Here is a 17,500-nt window from a genome sequence, read left to right as displayed (position 1 = left end):
TTAAATGTTAATGCGCTTCCAGCCAGTTTGAACCGGTGCCAATTTCGACCATAATTGGCACTTCAGTCTTGATGGCGTTCTTCATGTTTTCCATGATGATCGGCTTTATTTTTTCCACTTCGTTATTTGGCACATCAAAAACCAACTCGTCATGCACCTGCATGGTCATGCGGGCATCCAGTTTTTGAGCTTTCATTTCACGGTGGATATTGATCATGGCAACCTTGATCATATCTGCTGCTGAACCTTGTATCGGCGCGTTGATGGCGTTTCGCTCAGCAAAGCCGCGTACGGTTGCATTCGCAGAATTGATGTCGCGCAGGTAACGGCGGCGACCTTTAAGCGTACACACATAACCATTTTCGCGGGCGAAGTTCATAGTATCGCTCATGTATTGCTTAATACCCGGATATTGTGCGAAATAGTTTTCAATGATCTCAGCGGCTTCCTTGCGTGGTATACCCAGGTTTTGCGATAATCCAAACGCGGACTGACCGTAGATAATACCGAAGTTAACCGCTTTAGCATTGCGACGCTCATCGCTGTTTACTTCGTGCAATTGCTTGCCATATACTTTAGCTGCGGTAGCGGTGTGGATGTCATAATTATTGACAAAGGCATCCATCATGTTTTTATCCTTGCTGATCTCGGCTATGATGCGTAGCTCGATCTGCGAATAATCCGCCGATACGATGGTATGGTTTTCGTCGCGCGGTATAAATGCTTTACGAATCTCGCGGCCACGTTCAGTACGGATTGGTATATTTTGCAGATTCGGATTGATAGAACTTAAGCGACCGGTTGCTGCGATAGCCTGGTTATAAGAAGTATGAACGCGGCCGGTTTTTTTATTTACCATCTGCGGCAGAGCATCCACATAAGTTGATTTCAGCTTTTGCAGCTGACGATAATCTAAAATGTCTCTTACAATATCACTCTTTGAAGCCAGGGCCAATAAAACATCCTCACCGGTTTGGTACTGACCAGTTTTGGTTTTTTTAGCTTTGGGGTCGAGCATTAGTTTCTCGAACAATACTTCACCCAATTGCTTTGGGGATGCAATATTGAACCTTACCCCTGCTTTTTCATAAACCGTCTTTTCATATTTTATGATATCAGCTTCCAGTTCTTTTGAGAACCCTTTCAGCATATCATGGTCGATACGCACACCTTCAAATTCCATATCAGCCAGCACATAGATCAATGGATATTCAATATCTTTTGCAAGTTTGTCGCCTTCTACTTCTTTCAGCTTAGGTTCAAAAACCGATCTCAGTTGTAAGGTGATATCCGCATCTTCAGCGGCGTAATCTTTTATCTTTTCAAATTCTACATCACGCATGCTGCCCTGAGCCTTTCCTTTGGCACCGATAAGTGTGGTGATGGACACAGGACTATAACCCAGATAGTTTTCAGAAAGCACATCCATATTATGGCGCGTATCCGGATCGATGATATAATGCGCCAGCATGGTATCAAATAACTCACCCTTTACTTCAAGCCCATACCATTTCAGTACCAGCACATCGTATTTAATATTCTGCCCTGTTTTGGCGATGGAGGCATCTTCTAATACAGGTTTAAACTCATCAACTATCGCCTTTGCTTCGTTCTGATCAGCCGGAACAGGGATATACCAGCCTTCACCGTGTTTTATGGAGAATGATAGGCCTACCAATTCACAATCGTTGGCATCGGTGCCGGTGGTCTCGGTATCAAAGCAAATGCTTTTTTGTTGCTTCAGGGTCTTGATCAGTTCAGCTCGTTTTTCGGCAGTATCTACTAAGTAATATTCATGCGGCGTGTTGCTGATGTTTTTACCGGGAACAACTTCCGGCTCATCTATATCGGTAATATCAACCTGCAGGGTTACCGGGCGTGCATCAGGGACAGGTTCTCCAAAAAGATCTGTCTGTATGCTTACCGCCTTCATTTCAGTAATACTGAAATCTTCGCCAAATACACGTTTACCTAATGTTCTGAATTCCAGTTCGGCAAATAATGGTTCTAATAAATCTTTGCTCGGTGCACATATTTCAAGTCCTGCTTCATCCAGTTCAACAGGTGCATTCAGGTTGATGGTAGCCAGTCGCTTAGACAACAGGCCTTGTTCTGCAAATTGCTCTACATTTTCACGCTGCTTACCTTTTAGCTCGTGACTGTTAGCAATGATATTCTCAACAGAACCATATTGCTTAATAAGGGCCTTGGCAGTTTTTTCGCCAATGCCCGGTATGCCCGGAATATTATCTACCGCATCACCCCATAGACCAAGGATGTCAATCACCTGCTCCACGCGCTCTACTTCCCATTTGGCCAGCACTTCTTTCACACCCATTATTTCCATCTCATTGCCAAGACGGGCAGGTTTATATATTTTTATCTTCTCAGAAACCAGTTGTGCAAAGTCCTTATCCGGTGTCATGCAATAAACATCATATCCTTTAATCTCTGCTTTTTTGGCCAGCGTACCAATGATGTCATCGGCCTCATAGCCATCAGAAGTAATAACCGGGATATTAAATCCTAGAATGATCTTGTAGATATATGGAATAGCAGCTGCAAGATCCTCCGGCATAGCTTCGCGTTGTGCTTTGTAATGCTCAAACTCAGTATGGCGTTCAGTCGGTGCATCGGTGTCAAACACGACAGCCATGTGAGTTGGTTTCTCTTTCCTCAGTACCTCCAGCAGAGTATTGGTGAAACCCAGCATCGCCGAAGTATTCAAGCCGCCTGATGTAAAACGAGGGGCTTTACTTAACGCAAAATGTGCCCGGTAAATAAGGGCCATGCCATCCAGAAGAAAGAGTTTTTTCATAATGATAATACACTAATTGCACAAATTAAGTCGAATTACACGAATTATTAACGATGCAATATTTTAATGCAAATTATAGGTTTAATTCGTGTAAACAGAAAAATTAAGAAAAATTAAATTCGCGCAATTAGCAAAAATTCGTGCAATTAGTGTCCTTCTATTTGAAGAAGCAATCGGGCAAGTGATCGTTTACCATGCCGGTAGCCTGCATGTGGGCGTAGCAGATGGTAGTACCAAAAAACTTGAAGCCACGCTTTTTCATATCCTTGCTTATGGCATCCGATATCGGCGTGCTTGCCGGAATTATATTAGTATGATTGACGATAGGTTTACCATCCGGCATAAAGCTGTAAAGGTATTTATCAAATGAGCCAAATTCTTTTTGCACTTCGATAAACTTTTGAGCATTGGTAATCGCTGAAAGAATCTTCAACCGATTACGGATAATGCCGGTATCCTGCATTAACCGTTCTACATCCTTATCGGTAAAAGCAGCTACCTTTTTTACATCAAAATCTGCAAAAGCCTTGCGATAGCCTTCACGACGACGTAGTATGGTGATCCAACTTAAACCTGCCTGAGCAGATTCAAGTATCAAAAATTCAAATAGCTTTTTGTCGTCGTGAACTTCCTTGCCCCATTCTTCGTCGTGGTATTTGATATACAGCTCGTCGGTTCCCGGCCAGATACAACGTTTTAAATCTTTCATAGTATTGAGATAAGTAAGATTACTAATTAACCTATTTATTTGCCAACTGCAAACTATTAACTGCCAACTGAACAAAGTTCATCCCAATACTCAACAGCCCTTCTATAATGCGGAATAACGATTGAACCACCTACCAAATTCGCTATCATAAATATCTCGTTCATCTCATCGTTATTAACGCCTGCTTCGTGGCATTTACCCAAATGGTATTTGATACAATCGTCGCAGCGTAATACCATCGAGGCGACAAGGCCCAGCATTTCTTTGGTTTTTACGTCAAGCGCACCTTCAGCATAACTGGTGGTATCGAGTGCGAAAAAGCGTTTGATATTGGTATTGGCGGATTCCATTATCCTGTCGTTCATTTTGGTGCGATAGGCATTGAAATCATCTGCTAATTTTCCCATGAGCGTATTTTCAATTAGTGAATGAGTGAGTTAGTGAATGAGTGATTGATGAATTATTGAATTGTTTTTGGAGGGTTAAAGGTATAAATCCTTTATCTTTAGCTGGTCATATCTTAGTAATAAACCTTCGAGAAATTTACAGATCATGGAAAGCTTGTCGCCTAATATTTTTGTGAGCAATATGCCCGAAACCATTGCATTTTACAAGATGCTTGGTTTTAATGTAATCATGTCAGTGCCTGAAAATGGAGACGACCTTGTTTGAGCGATGATGGTGAATGGCAGCGTGACGATCATGTTTCAGACTTATGAAAGTTTAGGCGAAAGCTTGCCGGAGATTCAGCGAAAAGATGGAGGCTCACTGTTGCTGTATATCAACCTGAAAAATATCAGGCAGTTTTTTGAATCGATTAAAGATAAAGTGAAAGTATTGGCTGGTTTGGATGTGACTTTCTACGGTGCAACGGAATTCTCCATCCTAGACAATAATAACTATGTGCTGACCTTTGCCGAACACGAATGATCAAGTTTAAGCGAGCCAATCACATCAATATTTGTGTAACACCGGAGCAACTGGAGGATGCAAAGGCCTTTTATACTGACGTTATTGGCCTGAAGCAGATACCGCGTCCCGATCATATTTTTAATAGTAAAGGTTACTGGTTTGATATCGGCGATATACAATTGCACATTGGTGTTGAGCCGAAAATGCCGAAATCGACCCGGCATACAGCATTTGAGGTTGAGGATGTAGCAGCTGCCAAAAAATTACTCGAAGCACGTCATGTTGAATTGGTAAAAGAGCCCGTTGTACCCGGTTGGGACAGGTTTGCTTTTTATGATCCATTTGGCAATAGGATAGAACTGATACAAATCGTCCCGGCTTTGTAAATAAATATGTTATAGCAAGTTTTGGGTTTAATACAGGTGCGAATAGTCGTATATTCGGTATATGAATTCAACCCAAGCCATCACTGAAACCAGGCCAACATTCACTAAAGTCAGGATAACCTCCATTGACTTTCTGCGCGGCACCATCATGATCATCATGGCGCTCGACCATGTGCGAGATTATTTATTCTTCGGATCATTTTATTTTGATCCGACCGATCTTACAAAAACAAGCGGCGTATTGTTTTTTACCCGCTGGATCACGCACTTTTGCGCCCCTATATTTTTGCTGCTGGCAGGCACATCCGCCTATTTGATTGGGCAAAGGAAAACCAAAAAGGAATTGTCCATCTTCCTGGTGAAGCGTGGGCTTTGGCTGATATTCCTCGAAATGTTTGTTACCAACTTCGGCTGGAATTTCAATATCGCCTTCCCCATGTTTTTCTTTATCACGATATGGGCGCTGGGGCTAGGTATGATCATACTGGCCGGGTTGATCCATTTACCAAAAAGGGTAATTCTTGTATTGAGCCTTGTTGTTATTTTCGGCCATAATCTGTTGGATAATATCCACTTCCCACCCAATACATTGGCCGAATTTGGTTGGTCGCTAGTCCACGAACAGCAATTTTTCTTTTGGCATAACGAGGCCCTCCTGGTAGGATATCCTATTGTGCCATTGTTTGCTGTGATGTCGTTAGGATATTGCCTGGGCGAACTGTACACTTCCAATTATGATGCTGAAAAAAGAAAAAGGATATTGATCATAGTTGGAGGGGCTGCCCTTATTTTATTTCTTGTACTTCGCTGGATCAATGTTTACGGCGATCCTGTGAAATGGAGTGGACAAAAGGATGGCTTTTTTACGTTCCTATCTTTCCTTAACGTGACCAAATACCCATTCTCGTTACTGTACGTTCTTTTAACCATAGGCTCAGCACTTTTATTTTTAGGATTTACTGAGCGAATCCAAAACAGCATAGTAAAAGTAGTTTCGGTTTACGGCAGGGTGCCTATGTTTTACTACCTCATCCATATTTATATTATCCATTTAATTGCGCTGATCGCCTCTGCGCTAACTCCGGGACAGAACTGGCATATATGGTTATTACAAAAACCTGTTTGGTTTACTACGGACCTGAAAGGTTACGGATTTTCGTTACCGGTAGCTTACCTGGTTTGGATTGCCATTGTTGTTGGGTTGTATCCGCTTTGTAAACGGTATGATCATTATAAGCAAAGCCATAAGGATAAATGGTGGTTAAGTTACCTATAACACGATTAAAGGATTGGTGAAAAGATTTTCAAGAATTAAGTTGAAGGGGTCCGAAAGATAAAAAAGATGTCATGCCGAATTTATTTCGGCACCCCACAGGACATTAACGCTTGCTTGGTCAACGATTTGCAAGTAGCAGATATGCCTATCTTACACCTTTCTGATGGGATGGCCGAAATAAATTCGGCATGACCGGAGGATAATCACATCCCCAATTCTATTGCCGGATCCCAAAACACTTTTTTAAAGTCGACCACTTTATCGTTCTCTACTTTTACGCCTTCCGATTCCAGTAATTGCTCCATCAAATCACCGCCGAAATGGAACTTGCCGGTTAGCAATCCGGCACTATTAACCACGCGATGCGCAGGCACAGGTGGGTTAGCAGCGCCACAAGCCTGCATGGCATAACCTACCATTCGCGATGAGCCTTTTGTGCCGAGGCTGTTGGCTATCGCGCCATAGGAAGTCACCCGTCCGGGCGGTATCAGGCGGACGATTTGATATACCTGGTCATAGAAATTCAGGTCGGGCATGGGAGTTTATAAGTTGTTTTAACAGACTATTAAGCTATGTCATTTCGACGAACTGCAGGGGTCATGTGACGTGGTGAGGAGAAATCTTATACGACATGCATAGCGAATATGCTTGATGTATAAGATTTCTCACCCGTTCCCCAACTCAACCCCTCTCGCGGGTTCGATGACATTGTTTTTTAACAGCTTCTAGAATGAGAACTTAAGATAGTTGATATTCTTATTATCCTGCAAATATTTCTTCTCGTAGTAGGTTTTTATAGATAGCACTTCATCCGCATATTCGGAATTGTAAAGATCCTCGGTTTTAATAACCAGGTTCAAGCCAAGCTCATCTATCTTTTCAGAAGTATAGGCATGCAGGCCATCGTTATCCGTTTTTAGATTGACGTGTCCTTTATGCTTTAATATCTGTTTATATTTTTCAAGAAAGCGCGGTGAAGTAAGGCGCTTCTTCTCACGACTTATCTGCGGTTGAGGATCAGGGAAGGTGATCCATATTTCATCGATCTCGCCATCAGCAAAATAATCCAGAATAGTTTCGATCTGAATACGTAAGAAACCGACGTTGCTTACACCATCTTCCAAAGCAGTTTTAGCTCCGCGCCAGATGCGGTTGCCTTTATAATCGATTCCAATAAAATTCTTTTGAGGAAACAGCCGGCCCAGGTTGACGGTATATTCACCTTTGCCGCAGGCTAATTCAAGCACAACTGGATTATTATTTTTAAAAAATTCGGATGCCCATTTATCTTTAAAAGGTTTGCCTGCATCTAACTGAACTACATTGCTGAAAGTGCTTACTTCAGCAAAACGTCTTAACTTATCTTTTCCCACTTAAAAAAATTAAACGGCAAAAATAAGTTTTCTTAAGATGTTATGATAATCAGAATTGTTTATGACGCTTCGCTTTCAGGAGGTATGCCGTAATCTTCCTGCTTAGGCTTTTTCTTTTCAAATATGGATTTCACCTTATCCCAAAGCCCTGTTACTGTGTCTTCACTTACAAAGTGGGATGCCTTTTGAGATAAAAAGCCAACCAACCCCTTAATCAGGAAATTGGAATTTTTGAATAAGGTTTTATTAAGTGTTAACGGTAAAAGTATGCGTGAAAGGAGGCCGAAAAAATCCTGGTGGAAAATATCGAATTTTAATCTTGATTCTTTTGGAAATACGGTCATCAGGCTGGATATAGCCGCGCCTGGTGAACGAAAGCGTGCTTTAAGCGCTTCGCCCTGTTCTTCCTTTAAGTGACGCAGGCGTAATATCTCCGCTCTCAGATCATCAACATTATTTATTTGTACGTCGGTCATATTATTGGAAAAACTTTTTGATAAACATATCGATCATCGGCTTCTGAATCTTGTCCTTAGCCAGGATAATAATAATAGCTATCAGCAGGTATATACCGGCCATACAGCCAAATCCCGCCCAGTAAGAACCAAGCCAAATTGATAGCAAAAAAGCCACTGCAAGACTTAAGAACAGAAAGGTGAGCACAAAAGCAACCGCTATTACTACATCGACAATAAAGCTTGACAGGAACTTTGAGCTGCGATCAATAGCCTCATACTTCGCCAGCTTAATCTGCGTTTCGGCATATTCTTTTAACTGGTCAATAATGGGAGGAGGCGTTTGTTTCTGTTCTTCCATAGGCTTATGTTATAGCCCTGAAAATGGTGTTATCCAGGGCCTGGTTATATTCATGCGTGTTCCAGGTCGTCCTGAAGTTCTTCTTCGGTGTTGTTTAATTTGCTTTTGAAATTATCTACCACCTTATCTTTCAAACCCACCAGGTTATCAATTTCATTGGCAGCAGTTTCTTTAATAGAATCTCCCAATCTCTTCAGCGACTCAGTAAGTTTATCACGCGTCTCGGTTCCTTTTTCGGGTGCAAATAATATTCCTAATGCTGCTCCTGCCGCTAGCCCTGCAAGCAATGCAACCACTACTTTTGAGTTATCGCTCATATCACTTATAATTTTATAGTTTCAAATTTGTTTTATTAACGGTTAAATATCTTGCCAATTATGCCTATCCAGACTTTTTGTCGTCTTGTAATTGGAAATATTTACCTATTAATATCGGTATTTTCTTTGGCTCAAGCAAAAAACATTCAATCAATATTATCCGTCGTTCCCTGTTTTTATGCGCGCGAGCCTGTCAGCCGCCATACGGTTAGTCTCGTAAATCTCAAGCAATAATAAGAAATAAGATAGTAATAACGGCCCAAAAACTAAACCTAATATGCCAAATAATGGAAGACCTATAAATACCCCGATTACAGAAATTATGGGGTGCGTATTCGCTATTCTCTTGTTAATGATCATCCTCAATACATTATCAATATTGCCAATAAATAACAAACCATACGCCAATAATAATATTCCTCTTACGGTATGATCATTGGCAAAAAGAATAATGCTTGCCGGAATAGTTAATGTCGGTGCGCCCACTACCGGCAGGAACGAAATAAAACAGCCGATAGTCCCCCAAAAGATCGGATCGGGTATACCGAATATCCAAAAACCGTTTGCAAGTAAAGTTCCCTGGGTAATGGCTATAATGCCCTGTCCAAGCACATTACTATAGGTTGAATCGCGCAGGGCCTTCGAAAATCTTAACGCATGCTGCTCACGGAAAGGGGCATATTTTAACAATCCAGCCTCGAACTCTTTTATCTGCGTAAACATAAAGTACAGCAGGAAATACATTACCAGCAACGTAAGCACTATATTGACTGCGCTGCCAATAATTGAAGGGAACAACTCAGTTACATAGGCCCCCAGTTTTTGCATCGTAGTTTCAGCCAATTTGGGTTGGTTAAGATGCGATGCAGCAAAAGTATCTATCTTATAAACCCACTCCTGTATTGGCAGAGAATCCTTATTGATGCCTGATATCTTATTGATAACCATTATACTCAGCGAGAGGAATGGTATAACGATAACGACAAGCGAAAGAAAAATGATCAGAAGAGCAACTATGCTTTTATGCCAGCCCCTTTTTTCGACAAGCTTTATATAAACCGGCCTGAAAATAGTAAACAACACAATTGCTCCCAGTATAGCGCTAAATAAGCCGCTTAATGCATAAACTAAAAAACAGCCCAGCACCACGATGGCTACCAGTATAATGTTGTTTCGCTGTTTATAGTTAAAAATCGACATCAGGGAGTAATTGCAATAAGTACGTTACATTAACAAAAAAGGCACTGAGATGTTTCAGTGCCAATATATAAATTAGGTTGTTATACAATCAATTATAAATCGTCAAGCAGCATATTTATTTTGGCGCAGCTTATGGCGATGGTATTAATGTAAAATTCGCTGTCGGAACCAGCATCATCCGGTATCTCGTATTTTAGCTGTTCAACGGCCAGGTTGATATTAGAAAGCTGGTTCCTGATATCATGGCGCAGCCTGCGTACCTTATCCTCTGTTTTCTCCCCTTCTATTGGCTCTTGCATGATCTTATTTGCCCAGGTTAATAGCCTTCATTTTATTATATAGCGTTTTCCGGTCGATATTTAAAATCTCTGCAGCTTTAGTTTTATTAAAGTTTACCTCGCGCAGCACTTTTAAAATAGTATCGTACTCTGCTTCCTGCGCTGCATTTTTCAGATCATTCCTGTTCTCCCTGTTAACGATTGCAGGTTCTGCTGCTACAACAGTAGTCGTAGCATATACAGGTGTTTCTACTACCGGATTCCTGTAGTTTGATATCTCCAAAGGTAGAGCTTTCATTGGTATCACATCACCTTCGGCAATTAACGTTGCACGGCGTACCACGTTTTTCAATTCGCGGATATTGCCCGGCCAGCGGTAATGCATAAAGCAATCGGTTACTTCCTGGGAAAACGCAGTGACATTACGCCCAAGTTCTGCATTAGCCATCTTCAAAAAGTGCTCGGCTAATAACATAATATCCGTTCCCAGCTCGCGCAGGGCAGGCATATAAATGGTAAACTCATTAAAACGGTGGTAAAGATCTTCCCTGAAACGGCCTTTTGATATCCCATCCTGCAAATTTTCATTGGTAGCGATGATAATGCGCACATCCAGGTCGATCTCCTTAGTGCTGCCAATCCTTTTCACTTTTCGTTCCTGCACAGTTCTTAATAGGGCAGCTTGTATATCGTAGGATAAGTTACCAACTTCGTCCAAAAACAGTGTACCACCATTAGCCATCTCAAAGTGGCCAATTTTGGTATATAATGCACCGGTAAATGAGCCCTTTTCGTGACCGAAGAATTCGCTTGCTGCCAATTCTTTGGTAAGCGAACCGCAGTCCATTGCAATAAACGGCATATTTGCCCGCTGACTGTTCAGGTGGATATTCTTTGCTGCTGATTCTTTACCTGTACCGCTTTCACCTAAAATAATTACGCTGTAGTTGGTAGGTCCAACCAATTCTATCTGCCGTGCCAGTTCTTTTGATGCCTTGCTACTACCCACAACAAATTCGCTGTTAGGCAATTGTTTCTTTACTTCCTTGCCATTGTTGCCACGTGCAATAGGCGTAATCTCTGGTTCATCAACTAAAGCATGGTGTGTTTCAAAGGCTTTATTGATGGTATTTAATATTTCGTCGGGATAAAGCGGCTTAGTGATATAGTCATATGCGCCCATTTTGATGAGCTCAACAGCCATTTTTATATCAGAGTAACCGGTAATGATGATCACACCGGTTTTTGGATATTGGCTTTTTATATTCTTAAGCATTTCACGACCGTCGGTATCTTCCAGGCGGAAATCGCACAAAACAAGGTCGAAACCTATCGTTTTAAGCAATTCCATGCCCCCTGTACCTGTGGCAGCGGTAGTAACGTCAAAACCATTCCGGGTTAAAAACTTCGAAAGCAGGAGAGACACATTAACTTCATCATCTATGATGAGTATTTTCTTCATAACCGGTATAAACTATTTCACAGGTAAACGTATTTATTGCACGTCAAGTTACACACAAATTTGCTATTTTTTTAGGTAAATTTAATTAAGGGGCTAATTTTTAAATTTTTTTTAAGAAATAAGAAAGACGAGAAGCTTATCGCCCCTCGTCTTTTCTAAAGGTAGTGTTTGTACGTAAAAATGATTATTTGGTGTCAAATGCGTAAGCTACGCGCAGACCAAAGAAGTTAACTTTGCTGTCATCAGCTACACTGCTGAATTTGGTTGTAGCTTCGTAGCGTACACCTGCATCAAGATAACTTTTGCCACCCAATGGGAACTGGTAACCTATTTGAGGAGCATACAGAAACGCTGCGCTCTTGTCAAAACCAACATCTGATTTGTTCAAAGCAAAAGCAGCACCGGCTTCACCCTGTACATAGAAATGGCTGATAGGGAAGTACTTTAAACCAGCTTTTACCGGCAATAACTGGATATTAGTAGCGTCTAATCCCTGTACACCGCCAATGTCCTTTTTACCCTGGATGCTGTTATAACCAGCATTAACGGTTACGAATAACTGATGTGGAAGAACGGGGATATCTGCTTGTACCGAACCGCCGATGTTCCAGTTATAGGTATTGTTTAAATTTCCTGTAGGGATACCGGCGTCAGCGCCGATGCTTAATACTACGCCATTAGGGCCGGTTGAAGTTTTAGTGGTAGTAGTAGATGTAGTTTGTGCTTTTGCGCCCAAAGCGAATCCGGCAAAAGCTAATACTAAGGCTGAAATTTTGAATGTAGTTTTCATTGTATTACTTATTAATTGTTCGTGTGTTTGGTTGAAACACGGAGCAAAGTAAAGCACGAAAAATACCTCAGCGTTTCATCTGAATGTCACGATTGTTCAATCGATTGATTAACAATAAGATAAATTTGACTATTTTCTTAATTTAGTCAGGGTATTGTCATAAAAAGTGGCTATTTGCGCTGGAAATCAGGCTTTCGCTTCTCGAGGAAGGCGCTGACACCTTCTCTAAAATCCGGAGTATCGAAGGATTTTGCGAAGCCTTGTATCTCTTTTTCGTAACCATCAACGCCGGACTGAGTAGCCGAATTGACCACTCCGATTGCAGTTTCGACAGCCATCGGGGAGCGGGTTAATATCTTATTTAGGATCTCCTCGGCTTTATTGATTAGCTCATCCTGTGGTACAACATAATTGACCAATCCCCATTGCAAAGCATCCTGTGCGGTGATCATATCAGCAGTGAGGATCATTTCAAAAGCCTTGCCTTTACCTACCAATTGAGTCAGGCGTTGCGTGCCACCGTAACCGGGTATCAAGCCCAGACTTACTTCGGGCAATCCCATTTTAGCATTCTCGGATGCGATGCGCATATGACAGGATAACGCCAGTTCCAATCCACCACCTAAAGCAAAACCATTTATGGCGGCAATGATCGGCTTTTTACCATTCTCGATCTGATTAAACACCAAGCGGTGACCATTACGCGCTAATTGCTCTCCTTGTGAAGAATCAAAAGAAGAGAACTCAGAGATATCCGCTCCTGCTACAAAAGCTTTTGATCCTGCACCGGTTATTATGATACCGCCGACACGATCATTGTTAAATGCGTCGTAAATAGCAGTGTGCAGCTCGGCAAGGGTGTTTTTATTTAGAGCATTCAGCTTGCTCTCGCGATTGATGATGATATGCTGGATAGCGCCGTTATAGTCGATAAGAAGATTTTCAAACATGGCATTTAAGTTTTATTGTAGTGGACTCACCCGGTCATTGCTTCGCTCGACCACCCTCTCTACGCTTCGCGCAAAGAGGGTTAGTTTTTGAAGACCCCTCTTTACGAAGTAGAGAGGGGCAGGGGTGAGTTAAAAGTTACGATGTTGCTTTACCCAATCGGTAATGTACTGAACAATATCCTTAGTATTCGTTCCCGGAGGAAATAGCTCTCCCACACCTAATTGCTTTAGCTCACGCATATCACTTTCAGGGATAATGCCACCACCGGTTACCAGCACGTCATCCATTTTTTTCTCTTTGATGAGCTGGAGAATTTTCGGGAAGACTGTCATATGCGCACCAGATAATATGGATATGCCGATAGCATCCACATCCTCCTGCAAGGCAGTATTCACCACCATCTCAGGCGTTTGCCGCAAACCTGTATAGATCACTTCCATCCCAGCATCACGCAGAGAGGTGGCAATGATACGTGCGCCACGATCATGCCCGTCGAGGCCCACTTTGGCAACTAAAACACGAATAGGTCGGTTAAAGGTATTACTCATGTAAAACCGTATTGGTTGGCGTAAAAGTAAGAAGAAAATGTTGAATGGTTAATTAGGTGAGTGGTTGATTGAGTTAAATGGTTGGTATTGGTTGTAGTAGTTGAAGTGGTTGTATTTGTTCGAAAAAGAAAGGGTGTCACACTGAACTCAGTCGAAGTGTGGTGCGTAAAGGCCTTTGCCCGCCAATGCTTCGACCGGCTCAGCATGACAAACCGCTATTTGTTCGTTCTAAAATCCAGCGTTAGCGATATCAGTGGATACCGGGAGAGGTAAAATCTACGCCATACTGACTCTTAACCTTTCCGCTTTCCCCTATAAATCCCTATTTTTGCGCTATTCTATTATATCATGAGCGAAGAAAGATCATTAAATTTTATTGAGGAGATTGTTGAAGAGGATATACGTGAAGGCAAACACAGCGGCCGGGTGCTTACCCGTTTCCCGCCGGAGCCTAACGGATACCTGCATATTGGCCATGCCAAATCCATTTGTTTGAACTTTGGATTGGCTAAACAGTATGGCGGTCAGACTAACCTCCGGTTTGATGATACCAACCCTGTAAAGGAGGATGTAGAATATGTTGACAGCATAAAGGAAGATGTCCGCTGGCTGGGCTTTGAGTGGGGCAGGGAACTGTATGCTTCTGATTATTTTGATCTGCTGTATGCATTCGCGATGACACTGATCCGTGAGGGTTTGGCTTATGTAGATGACAGTACGCCTGAAGAAATTGCCGCTCAGAAAGGTACACCTACCGAGCCGGGTAAAGGTAACGAATACCGTAACCGCAGCATCGAAGAAAACCTTCGCCTGTTTGAGGAGATGAAGGATGGAAAATATCCTGATGGCGCTAAAGTGCTGCGTGCCAAGGTCGACCTGGCATCGCCAAATATGCACATGCGCGACCCGATCATGTACCGTATTAAACATGCGCATCATCATCGCACGGGCGATAAATGGTGCATTTACCCGATGTATGATTTTGCTCATGGACAGTCGGATGCTATTGAGGAGATCACCCATTCTATCTGTACTTTGGAGTTTGTTCCGCACAGACCGCTATATGATTGGTTTATTGATAAGCTGGAGATCTTCCCGTCCAAACAATACGAGTTTGCCCGCCTGAACATGAATTATACCGTGATGAGCAAGCGCAAGCTGCTGCAACTGGTAACAGAAGGTCATGTAGATGGCTGGGATGACCCGCGTATGCCGACTATCAGTGGTTTGCGTCGCCGTGGTTACACGCCTAAATCCATTCGCGATTTTTGTGAGCGCATAGGTGTGGCAAAGCGCGAGAATATGATCGACCTGAGCCTGCTGGAGTTCTGTATTCGTGAAGATTTGAATAAAACCGCATGGCGCCGTATGGCCGTGCTCGACCCGATAAAGCTGGTGATCACCAATTATCCCGAAGGTCAGGTTGAAGAAATGTGGGGCGAGAATAATCCCGAAGTAGAGGGAGGCGATGGTGGTCGCAATATTCCATTCAGCCGTGAACTTTGGATAGAGCGCGAAGACTTTATGGAAGAACCGCCAAAGAAATTCTTCCGGCTGGGAGTAGGGTTGAGTGTTCGTTTGAAGAGCGCCTACATTGTAACCTGCGAAGGTTTTGATAAGGATGCCGATGGTAACGTAACCACGGTTTACTGCAAATATCTGCCCGAATCAAAATCAGGTCATGATACCAGCGGCATAAGCGTAAAAGGAACTATCCATTGGGTAAGCGTGCCTCATGCCAAAACTGCTGAGGTACGCCTGTACGACCGCCTCTTCCAGGTAGATGATCCATCCAACGAAGACGGCGATTTTAAAGAATACCTGAATCCGAATAGCCTGCAAATACTGCCAAATACTTATATAGAACCCGATCTGGCTAACGCCGTTCCTGGCAAAGGGTACCAGTTTATACGTAAAGGCTATTTCACTCTGGATAAAAACTCAACCACTGATAAGCTCGTGTTTAACCGCACGGTGACTTTGAAGGATGGCTGGGTAAAAAAATAAGTTTGCAGTAAGCAGTTTGCAGTGGGCACAATTTTCACTGCAAACTGCCAACCGGTAACCGCCAACTGAAAAATCCGTATACTTGCATAATGAAAACCTTATCACCCATGTATATCGCGTTAGCAGCTATCGCGCTTACATTCAGCTCTTGCAAAAAGAGCTCAAATAATCCAAAGCCAGACAATACTGCAAATTCTTCCATGAAACTTACGGCTAATGGTACCGACATCAGCTTTAATGATTGCGAAGAAATTGAGGTTGACGTGAACGACCAAGCTCAAACAACAATTACCGGTTACCAGGTTGTCAATGGTAAACATAGCGATGTTAGTTTCGGCTTAAGCGTAGTACACGATCCGGCCACCTTAAAGGCGGGGCAAACCTTCCAGGCATCGTCTTCTTTTGACCCGACAGATAGCGCATCGCTGGTTTTTTGGCCTAACAACACCGATAGTTATACCCTTGACGGCTCGGCCCCGCAGGGAACGGTAACTATTACCGCAGTTACGGCCACAACTATCTCAGGAACTTTTTCCGGAAAATTGTATGTATTTAAAATTGTATGTATTTAATGATGCCACGGCAGCTATCCAGGCTTATACCATTACTAACGGTTCATTTACAGCGAAGATTAATAAGTAGCAGTAGCACGGGCAGTGGCAGTGGCAGTTTTTTTATTGAAGAAAATACTGCCGTTGCTACTGCAACTGCTACTCAGAGAAAACCTGCCACTAATATTTCTGGTACACATTATACAGCACATTCAAATCCAGCTGCGTTAGCTGTGGCTTCACATCCGTTTGCACAAAGTGACGTTTGAACGCTACTATCGCTGCTGAGATATCGCGCGTGTCGTAGCCTATTAGTTTCAGGGCTGTGGTGTAGTCGAAGTTGTCGGGGGCCAGTTCCAGCACATCGTCGCTCCAGTAGCCGAAACCGTGTTGGGCCAATGTCTTCCAGGGGAAATACGGTCCCGGATCGGGTTTGCGCAGGGGGGCTATGTCCTGGTGACCAATAAAGTTGGTAGCCGGAATATTATATGTCTTTTTCAAATAACCCAGCAGCGCCAGCAAACTCTTTATCTGCGGACCGGTAAAAGGCTCGTTGCCGTTATTGTCGATTTCAATGCCTATCGAGCAGCTGTTCATATCGCTGATGCTGCCCCAGCGGCTCACGCCCGCATGCCATGCCCGCAGGTAATCGTTAAGCATGTGTACCACCTTGCCATCCTTGCCCACCACGTAATGCGCGCTCACCTGCGTTTGCTGAATGGTGAAAGTATGCAGCGTTTGCCCCAGCGAATCCTGCGCCGTAAAGTGGATGATCACATAATTGGGCTTGCGCAAATTAAAGTTCACCGTACCCACAAACTCACTCGGCACCTGCGCCCCCGTACTATCCACCAGCATAGCCGGCTGCTCCAGCTGAACCACCTTCACCGCCGAATCCGCATGGTTTTTATAAAACTTATTGGTAACTGCATAAGGCCCTTTCGGTGAGCACGACGCAACTATCAGGGCGAAAGGCAAAAGGTAAAAGACAGAAAGTTTTTTGGTGATCATAACAATGCTAATGTAGGCAATAACATTAGTTCACCCAAAAGTGTCAACCTTTTTCAGGACAAGATATATAGTATGTTTATTCAAACCTGCCGACT

The 17,500-nt window shown here is 42.9% G+C and carries 20 protein-coding genes; 5 read left to right on the top strand and 15 right to left on the bottom strand.

Features of this window, described 5'->3' with window-relative positions; genetic code table 11:
• Nucleotides 1-7 precede the first annotated feature (7 nt).
• The 3 genes from polA to VIM89_RS12495 all read right to left on the bottom strand — a co-directional run bounded on the left by polA (nt 8) and on the right by VIM89_RS12495 (nt 3,934).
• Complete coding sequence (polA, locus tag VIM89_RS12505) at nt 8-2,818, bottom strand: DNA polymerase I (RefSeq protein ID WP_488156494.1); 2,811 nt, start codon at nt 2,816-2,818, stop codon at nt 8-10.
• A gap of 157 nt (nt 2,819-2,975) precedes the next feature.
• Nucleotides 2,976-3,527 carry a DNA-3-methyladenine glycosylase I gene (locus VIM89_RS12500; protein ID WP_488156493.1) on the bottom strand — a complete coding sequence of 184 codons (552 nt, stop codon included), beginning with the start codon at nt 3,525-3,527 and terminating at the stop codon, nt 2,976-2,978.
• A gap of 56 nt (nt 3,528-3,583) precedes the next feature.
• Nucleotides 3,584-3,934: a carboxymuconolactone decarboxylase family protein gene (locus VIM89_RS12495; protein ID WP_488156492.1), complete on the bottom strand. Its 351-nt coding sequence runs from the start codon at nt 3,932-3,934 to the stop codon at nt 3,584-3,586.
• Nucleotides 3,935-4,229: 295 nt separating this feature from the next.
• On the opposite strand from VIM89_RS12495, the gene VIM89_RS12490 reads away from it, so the two are divergent.
• The 3 genes from VIM89_RS12490 to VIM89_RS12480 all read left to right on the top strand — a co-directional run bounded on the left by VIM89_RS12490 (nt 4,230) and on the right by VIM89_RS12480 (nt 6,101).
• On the top strand, nt 4,230-4,457 hold the full coding sequence (locus tag VIM89_RS12490) for a hypothetical protein (RefSeq protein WP_488156491.1): 228 nt from the start codon (nt 4,230-4,232) through the stop codon (nt 4,455-4,457).
• Nucleotides 4,454-4,825 (top strand): VOC family protein, encoded by a 372-nt coding sequence (locus VIM89_RS12485; RefSeq protein ID WP_488156490.1) that lies wholly within the window; start codon nt 4,454-4,456, stop codon nt 4,823-4,825. Before VIM89_RS12490 ends, VIM89_RS12485 begins: the two co-directional genes overlap by 4 nt.
• 61 nt (nt 4,826-4,886) lie before the next feature.
• Nucleotides 4,887-6,101: an acetyltransferase domain-containing protein gene (locus tag VIM89_RS12480; protein ID WP_488156489.1), complete on the top strand. Its 1,215-nt coding sequence runs from the start codon at nt 4,887-4,889 to the stop codon at nt 6,099-6,101.
• A gap of 203 nt (nt 6,102-6,304) precedes the next feature.
• Here the strand turns inward: VIM89_RS12480 and VIM89_RS12475 are convergent, their stop codons facing one another.
• The 11 genes from VIM89_RS12475 to VIM89_RS12425 all read right to left on the bottom strand — a co-directional run bounded on the left by VIM89_RS12475 (nt 6,305) and on the right by VIM89_RS12425 (nt 13,836).
• The gene (locus VIM89_RS12475) at nt 6,305-6,637 is read right to left on the bottom strand and encodes an MGMT family protein (RefSeq protein ID WP_488156488.1); all 333 of its coding nucleotides are present in this window, start codon (nt 6,635-6,637) and stop codon (nt 6,305-6,307) included.
• A gap of 189 nt (nt 6,638-6,826) precedes the next feature.
• Nucleotides 6,827-7,474 (bottom strand): tRNA (guanosine(46)-N7)-methyltransferase TrmB, encoded by a 648-nt coding sequence (gene trmB / locus VIM89_RS12470; protein WP_488156487.1) that lies wholly within the window; start codon nt 7,472-7,474, stop codon nt 6,827-6,829.
• A 59-nt stretch (nt 7,475-7,533) separates the two neighbouring features.
• Nucleotides 7,534-7,950 (bottom strand): hypothetical protein, encoded by a 417-nt coding sequence (locus tag VIM89_RS12465; RefSeq protein ID WP_488156486.1) that lies wholly within the window; start codon nt 7,948-7,950, stop codon nt 7,534-7,536.
• Nucleotide 7,951: 1 nt separating this feature from the next.
• On the bottom strand, nt 7,952-8,290 hold the full coding sequence (locus VIM89_RS12460) for a phage holin family protein (protein WP_488156485.1): 339 nt from the start codon (nt 8,288-8,290) through the stop codon (nt 7,952-7,954).
• 50 nt (nt 8,291-8,340) lie between these two features.
• Nucleotides 8,341-8,607 carry a YtxH domain-containing protein gene (locus VIM89_RS12455; RefSeq protein ID WP_488156484.1) on the bottom strand — a complete coding sequence of 89 codons (267 nt, stop codon included), beginning with the start codon at nt 8,605-8,607 and terminating at the stop codon, nt 8,341-8,343.
• A gap of 156 nt (nt 8,608-8,763) precedes the next feature.
• Nucleotides 8,764-9,807 carry an AI-2E family transporter gene (locus VIM89_RS12450; protein ID WP_488156483.1) on the bottom strand — a complete coding sequence of 348 codons (1,044 nt, stop codon included), beginning with the start codon at nt 9,805-9,807 and terminating at the stop codon, nt 8,764-8,766.
• 92 nt (nt 9,808-9,899) lie between these two features.
• Complete coding sequence (locus VIM89_RS12445; RefSeq protein WP_488156482.1) at nt 9,900-10,106, bottom strand: hypothetical protein; 207 nt, start codon at nt 10,104-10,106, stop codon at nt 9,900-9,902.
• A gap of 4 nt (nt 10,107-10,110) precedes the next feature.
• Entirely contained in the window at nt 10,111-11,547 is a 1,437-nt protein-coding gene (locus VIM89_RS12440) for a sigma-54-dependent transcriptional regulator (protein WP_488156481.1), read from the bottom strand.
• A 184-nt stretch (nt 11,548-11,731) separates the two neighbouring features.
• Nucleotides 11,732-12,337 carry a hypothetical protein gene (locus VIM89_RS12435; protein ID WP_488156480.1) on the bottom strand — a complete coding sequence of 202 codons (606 nt, stop codon included), beginning with the start codon at nt 12,335-12,337 and terminating at the stop codon, nt 11,732-11,734.
• A 170-nt stretch (nt 12,338-12,507) separates the two neighbouring features.
• Nucleotides 12,508-13,287, bottom strand: coding sequence for an enoyl-CoA hydratase/isomerase family protein (locus VIM89_RS12430; RefSeq protein WP_488156479.1), 780 nt, complete (start codon nt 13,285-13,287; stop codon nt 12,508-12,510).
• A gap of 129 nt (nt 13,288-13,416) precedes the next feature.
• Nucleotides 13,417-13,836 carry a cobalamin B12-binding domain-containing protein gene (locus VIM89_RS12425; protein ID WP_488156478.1) on the bottom strand — a complete coding sequence of 140 codons (420 nt, stop codon included), beginning with the start codon at nt 13,834-13,836 and terminating at the stop codon, nt 13,417-13,419.
• A gap of 348 nt (nt 13,837-14,184) precedes the next feature.
• Between VIM89_RS12425 and VIM89_RS12420 the strand changes: the two genes are divergently transcribed.
• Both VIM89_RS12420 and VIM89_RS12415 read left to right on the top strand, forming a co-directional pair.
• Entirely contained in the window at nt 14,185-15,843 is a 1,659-nt protein-coding gene (locus tag VIM89_RS12420) for a glutamine--tRNA ligase/YqeY domain fusion protein (RefSeq protein WP_488156477.1), read from the top strand.
• Nucleotides 15,844-15,932: 89 nt separating this feature from the next.
• A complete protein-coding gene (locus tag VIM89_RS12415) occupies nt 15,933-16,415 on the top strand; it encodes a hypothetical protein (RefSeq protein WP_488156476.1) in 483 nt (160 codons plus the stop codon).
• A 159-nt stretch (nt 16,416-16,574) separates the two neighbouring features.
• Here VIM89_RS12415 and VIM89_RS12410 read toward each other — a convergent pair whose 3' ends face one another.
• A complete protein-coding gene (locus VIM89_RS12410) occupies nt 16,575-17,405 on the bottom strand; it encodes an N-acetylmuramoyl-L-alanine amidase (protein ID WP_488156475.1) in 831 nt (276 codons plus the stop codon).
• Between the last annotated feature and the right edge of the window lie 95 nt (nt 17,406-17,500).

The organism is Mucilaginibacter sp. (assembly GCF_036568825.1).
GTDB lineage: Bacteria > Bacteroidota > Bacteroidia > Sphingobacteriales > Sphingobacteriaceae > Mucilaginibacter.
Note: the sequence above shows the minus strand (reverse complement) of the source record. Positions and strands in the feature narration are given on the sequence as shown.

What these genes read in the sequence shown, in the direction of transcription:
- polA (WP_488156494.1), bottom strand. Translation starts at nt 2,818, where the DNA reads ATGAAAAAACTCTTTCTTCTGGATGGCATGGCCCTTATTTACCGGGCA.
- VIM89_RS12500 (WP_488156493.1), bottom strand. Translation starts at nt 3,527, where the DNA reads ATGAAAGATTTAAAACGTTGTATCTGGCCGGGAACCGACGAGCTGTAT.
- VIM89_RS12495 (WP_488156492.1), bottom strand. Translation starts at nt 3,934, where the DNA reads ATGGGAAAATTAGCAGATGATTTCAATGCCTATCGCACCAAAATGAAC.
- VIM89_RS12490 (WP_488156491.1), top strand. Translation starts at nt 4,230, where the DNA reads ATGTTTCAGACTTATGAAAGTTTAGGCGAAAGCTTGCCGGAGATTCAG.
- VIM89_RS12485 (WP_488156490.1), top strand. Translation starts at nt 4,454, where the DNA reads ATGATCAAGTTTAAGCGAGCCAATCACATCAATATTTGTGTAACACCG.
- VIM89_RS12480 (WP_488156489.1), top strand. Translation starts at nt 4,887, where the DNA reads ATGAATTCAACCCAAGCCATCACTGAAACCAGGCCAACATTCACTAAA.
- VIM89_RS12475 (WP_488156488.1), bottom strand. Translation starts at nt 6,637, where the DNA reads ATGCCCGACCTGAATTTCTATGACCAGGTATATCAAATCGTCCGCCTG.
- VIM89_RS12465 (WP_488156486.1), bottom strand. Translation starts at nt 7,950, where the DNA reads ATGACCGACGTACAAATAAATAATGTTGATGATCTGAGAGCGGAGATA.
- VIM89_RS12460 (WP_488156485.1), bottom strand. Translation starts at nt 8,290, where the DNA reads ATGGAAGAACAGAAACAAACGCCTCCTCCCATTATTGACCAGTTAAAA.
- VIM89_RS12455 (WP_488156484.1), bottom strand. Translation starts at nt 8,607, where the DNA reads ATGAGCGATAACTCAAAAGTAGTGGTTGCATTGCTTGCAGGGCTAGCG.
- VIM89_RS12450 (WP_488156483.1), bottom strand. Translation starts at nt 9,807, where the DNA reads ATGTCGATTTTTAACTATAAACAGCGAAACAACATTATACTGGTAGCC.
- VIM89_RS12445 (WP_488156482.1), bottom strand. Translation starts at nt 10,106, where the DNA reads ATGCAAGAGCCAATAGAAGGGGAGAAAACAGAGGATAAGGTACGCAGG.
- VIM89_RS12440 (WP_488156481.1), bottom strand. Translation starts at nt 11,547, where the DNA reads ATGAAGAAAATACTCATCATAGATGATGAAGTTAATGTGTCTCTCCTG.
- VIM89_RS12435 (WP_488156480.1), bottom strand. Translation starts at nt 12,337, where the DNA reads ATGAAAACTACATTCAAAATTTCAGCCTTAGTATTAGCTTTTGCCGGA.
- VIM89_RS12430 (WP_488156479.1), bottom strand. Translation starts at nt 13,287, where the DNA reads ATGTTTGAAAATCTTCTTATCGACTATAACGGCGCTATCCAGCATATC.
- VIM89_RS12425 (WP_488156478.1), bottom strand. Translation starts at nt 13,836, where the DNA reads ATGAGTAATACCTTTAACCGACCTATTCGTGTTTTAGTTGCCAAAGTG.
- VIM89_RS12420 (WP_488156477.1), top strand. Translation starts at nt 14,185, where the DNA reads ATGAGCGAAGAAAGATCATTAAATTTTATTGAGGAGATTGTTGAAGAG.
- VIM89_RS12415 (WP_488156476.1), top strand. Translation starts at nt 15,933, where the DNA reads ATGAAAACCTTATCACCCATGTATATCGCGTTAGCAGCTATCGCGCTT.
- VIM89_RS12410 (WP_488156475.1), bottom strand. Translation starts at nt 17,405, where the DNA reads ATGATCACCAAAAAACTTTCTGTCTTTTACCTTTTGCCTTTCGCCCTG.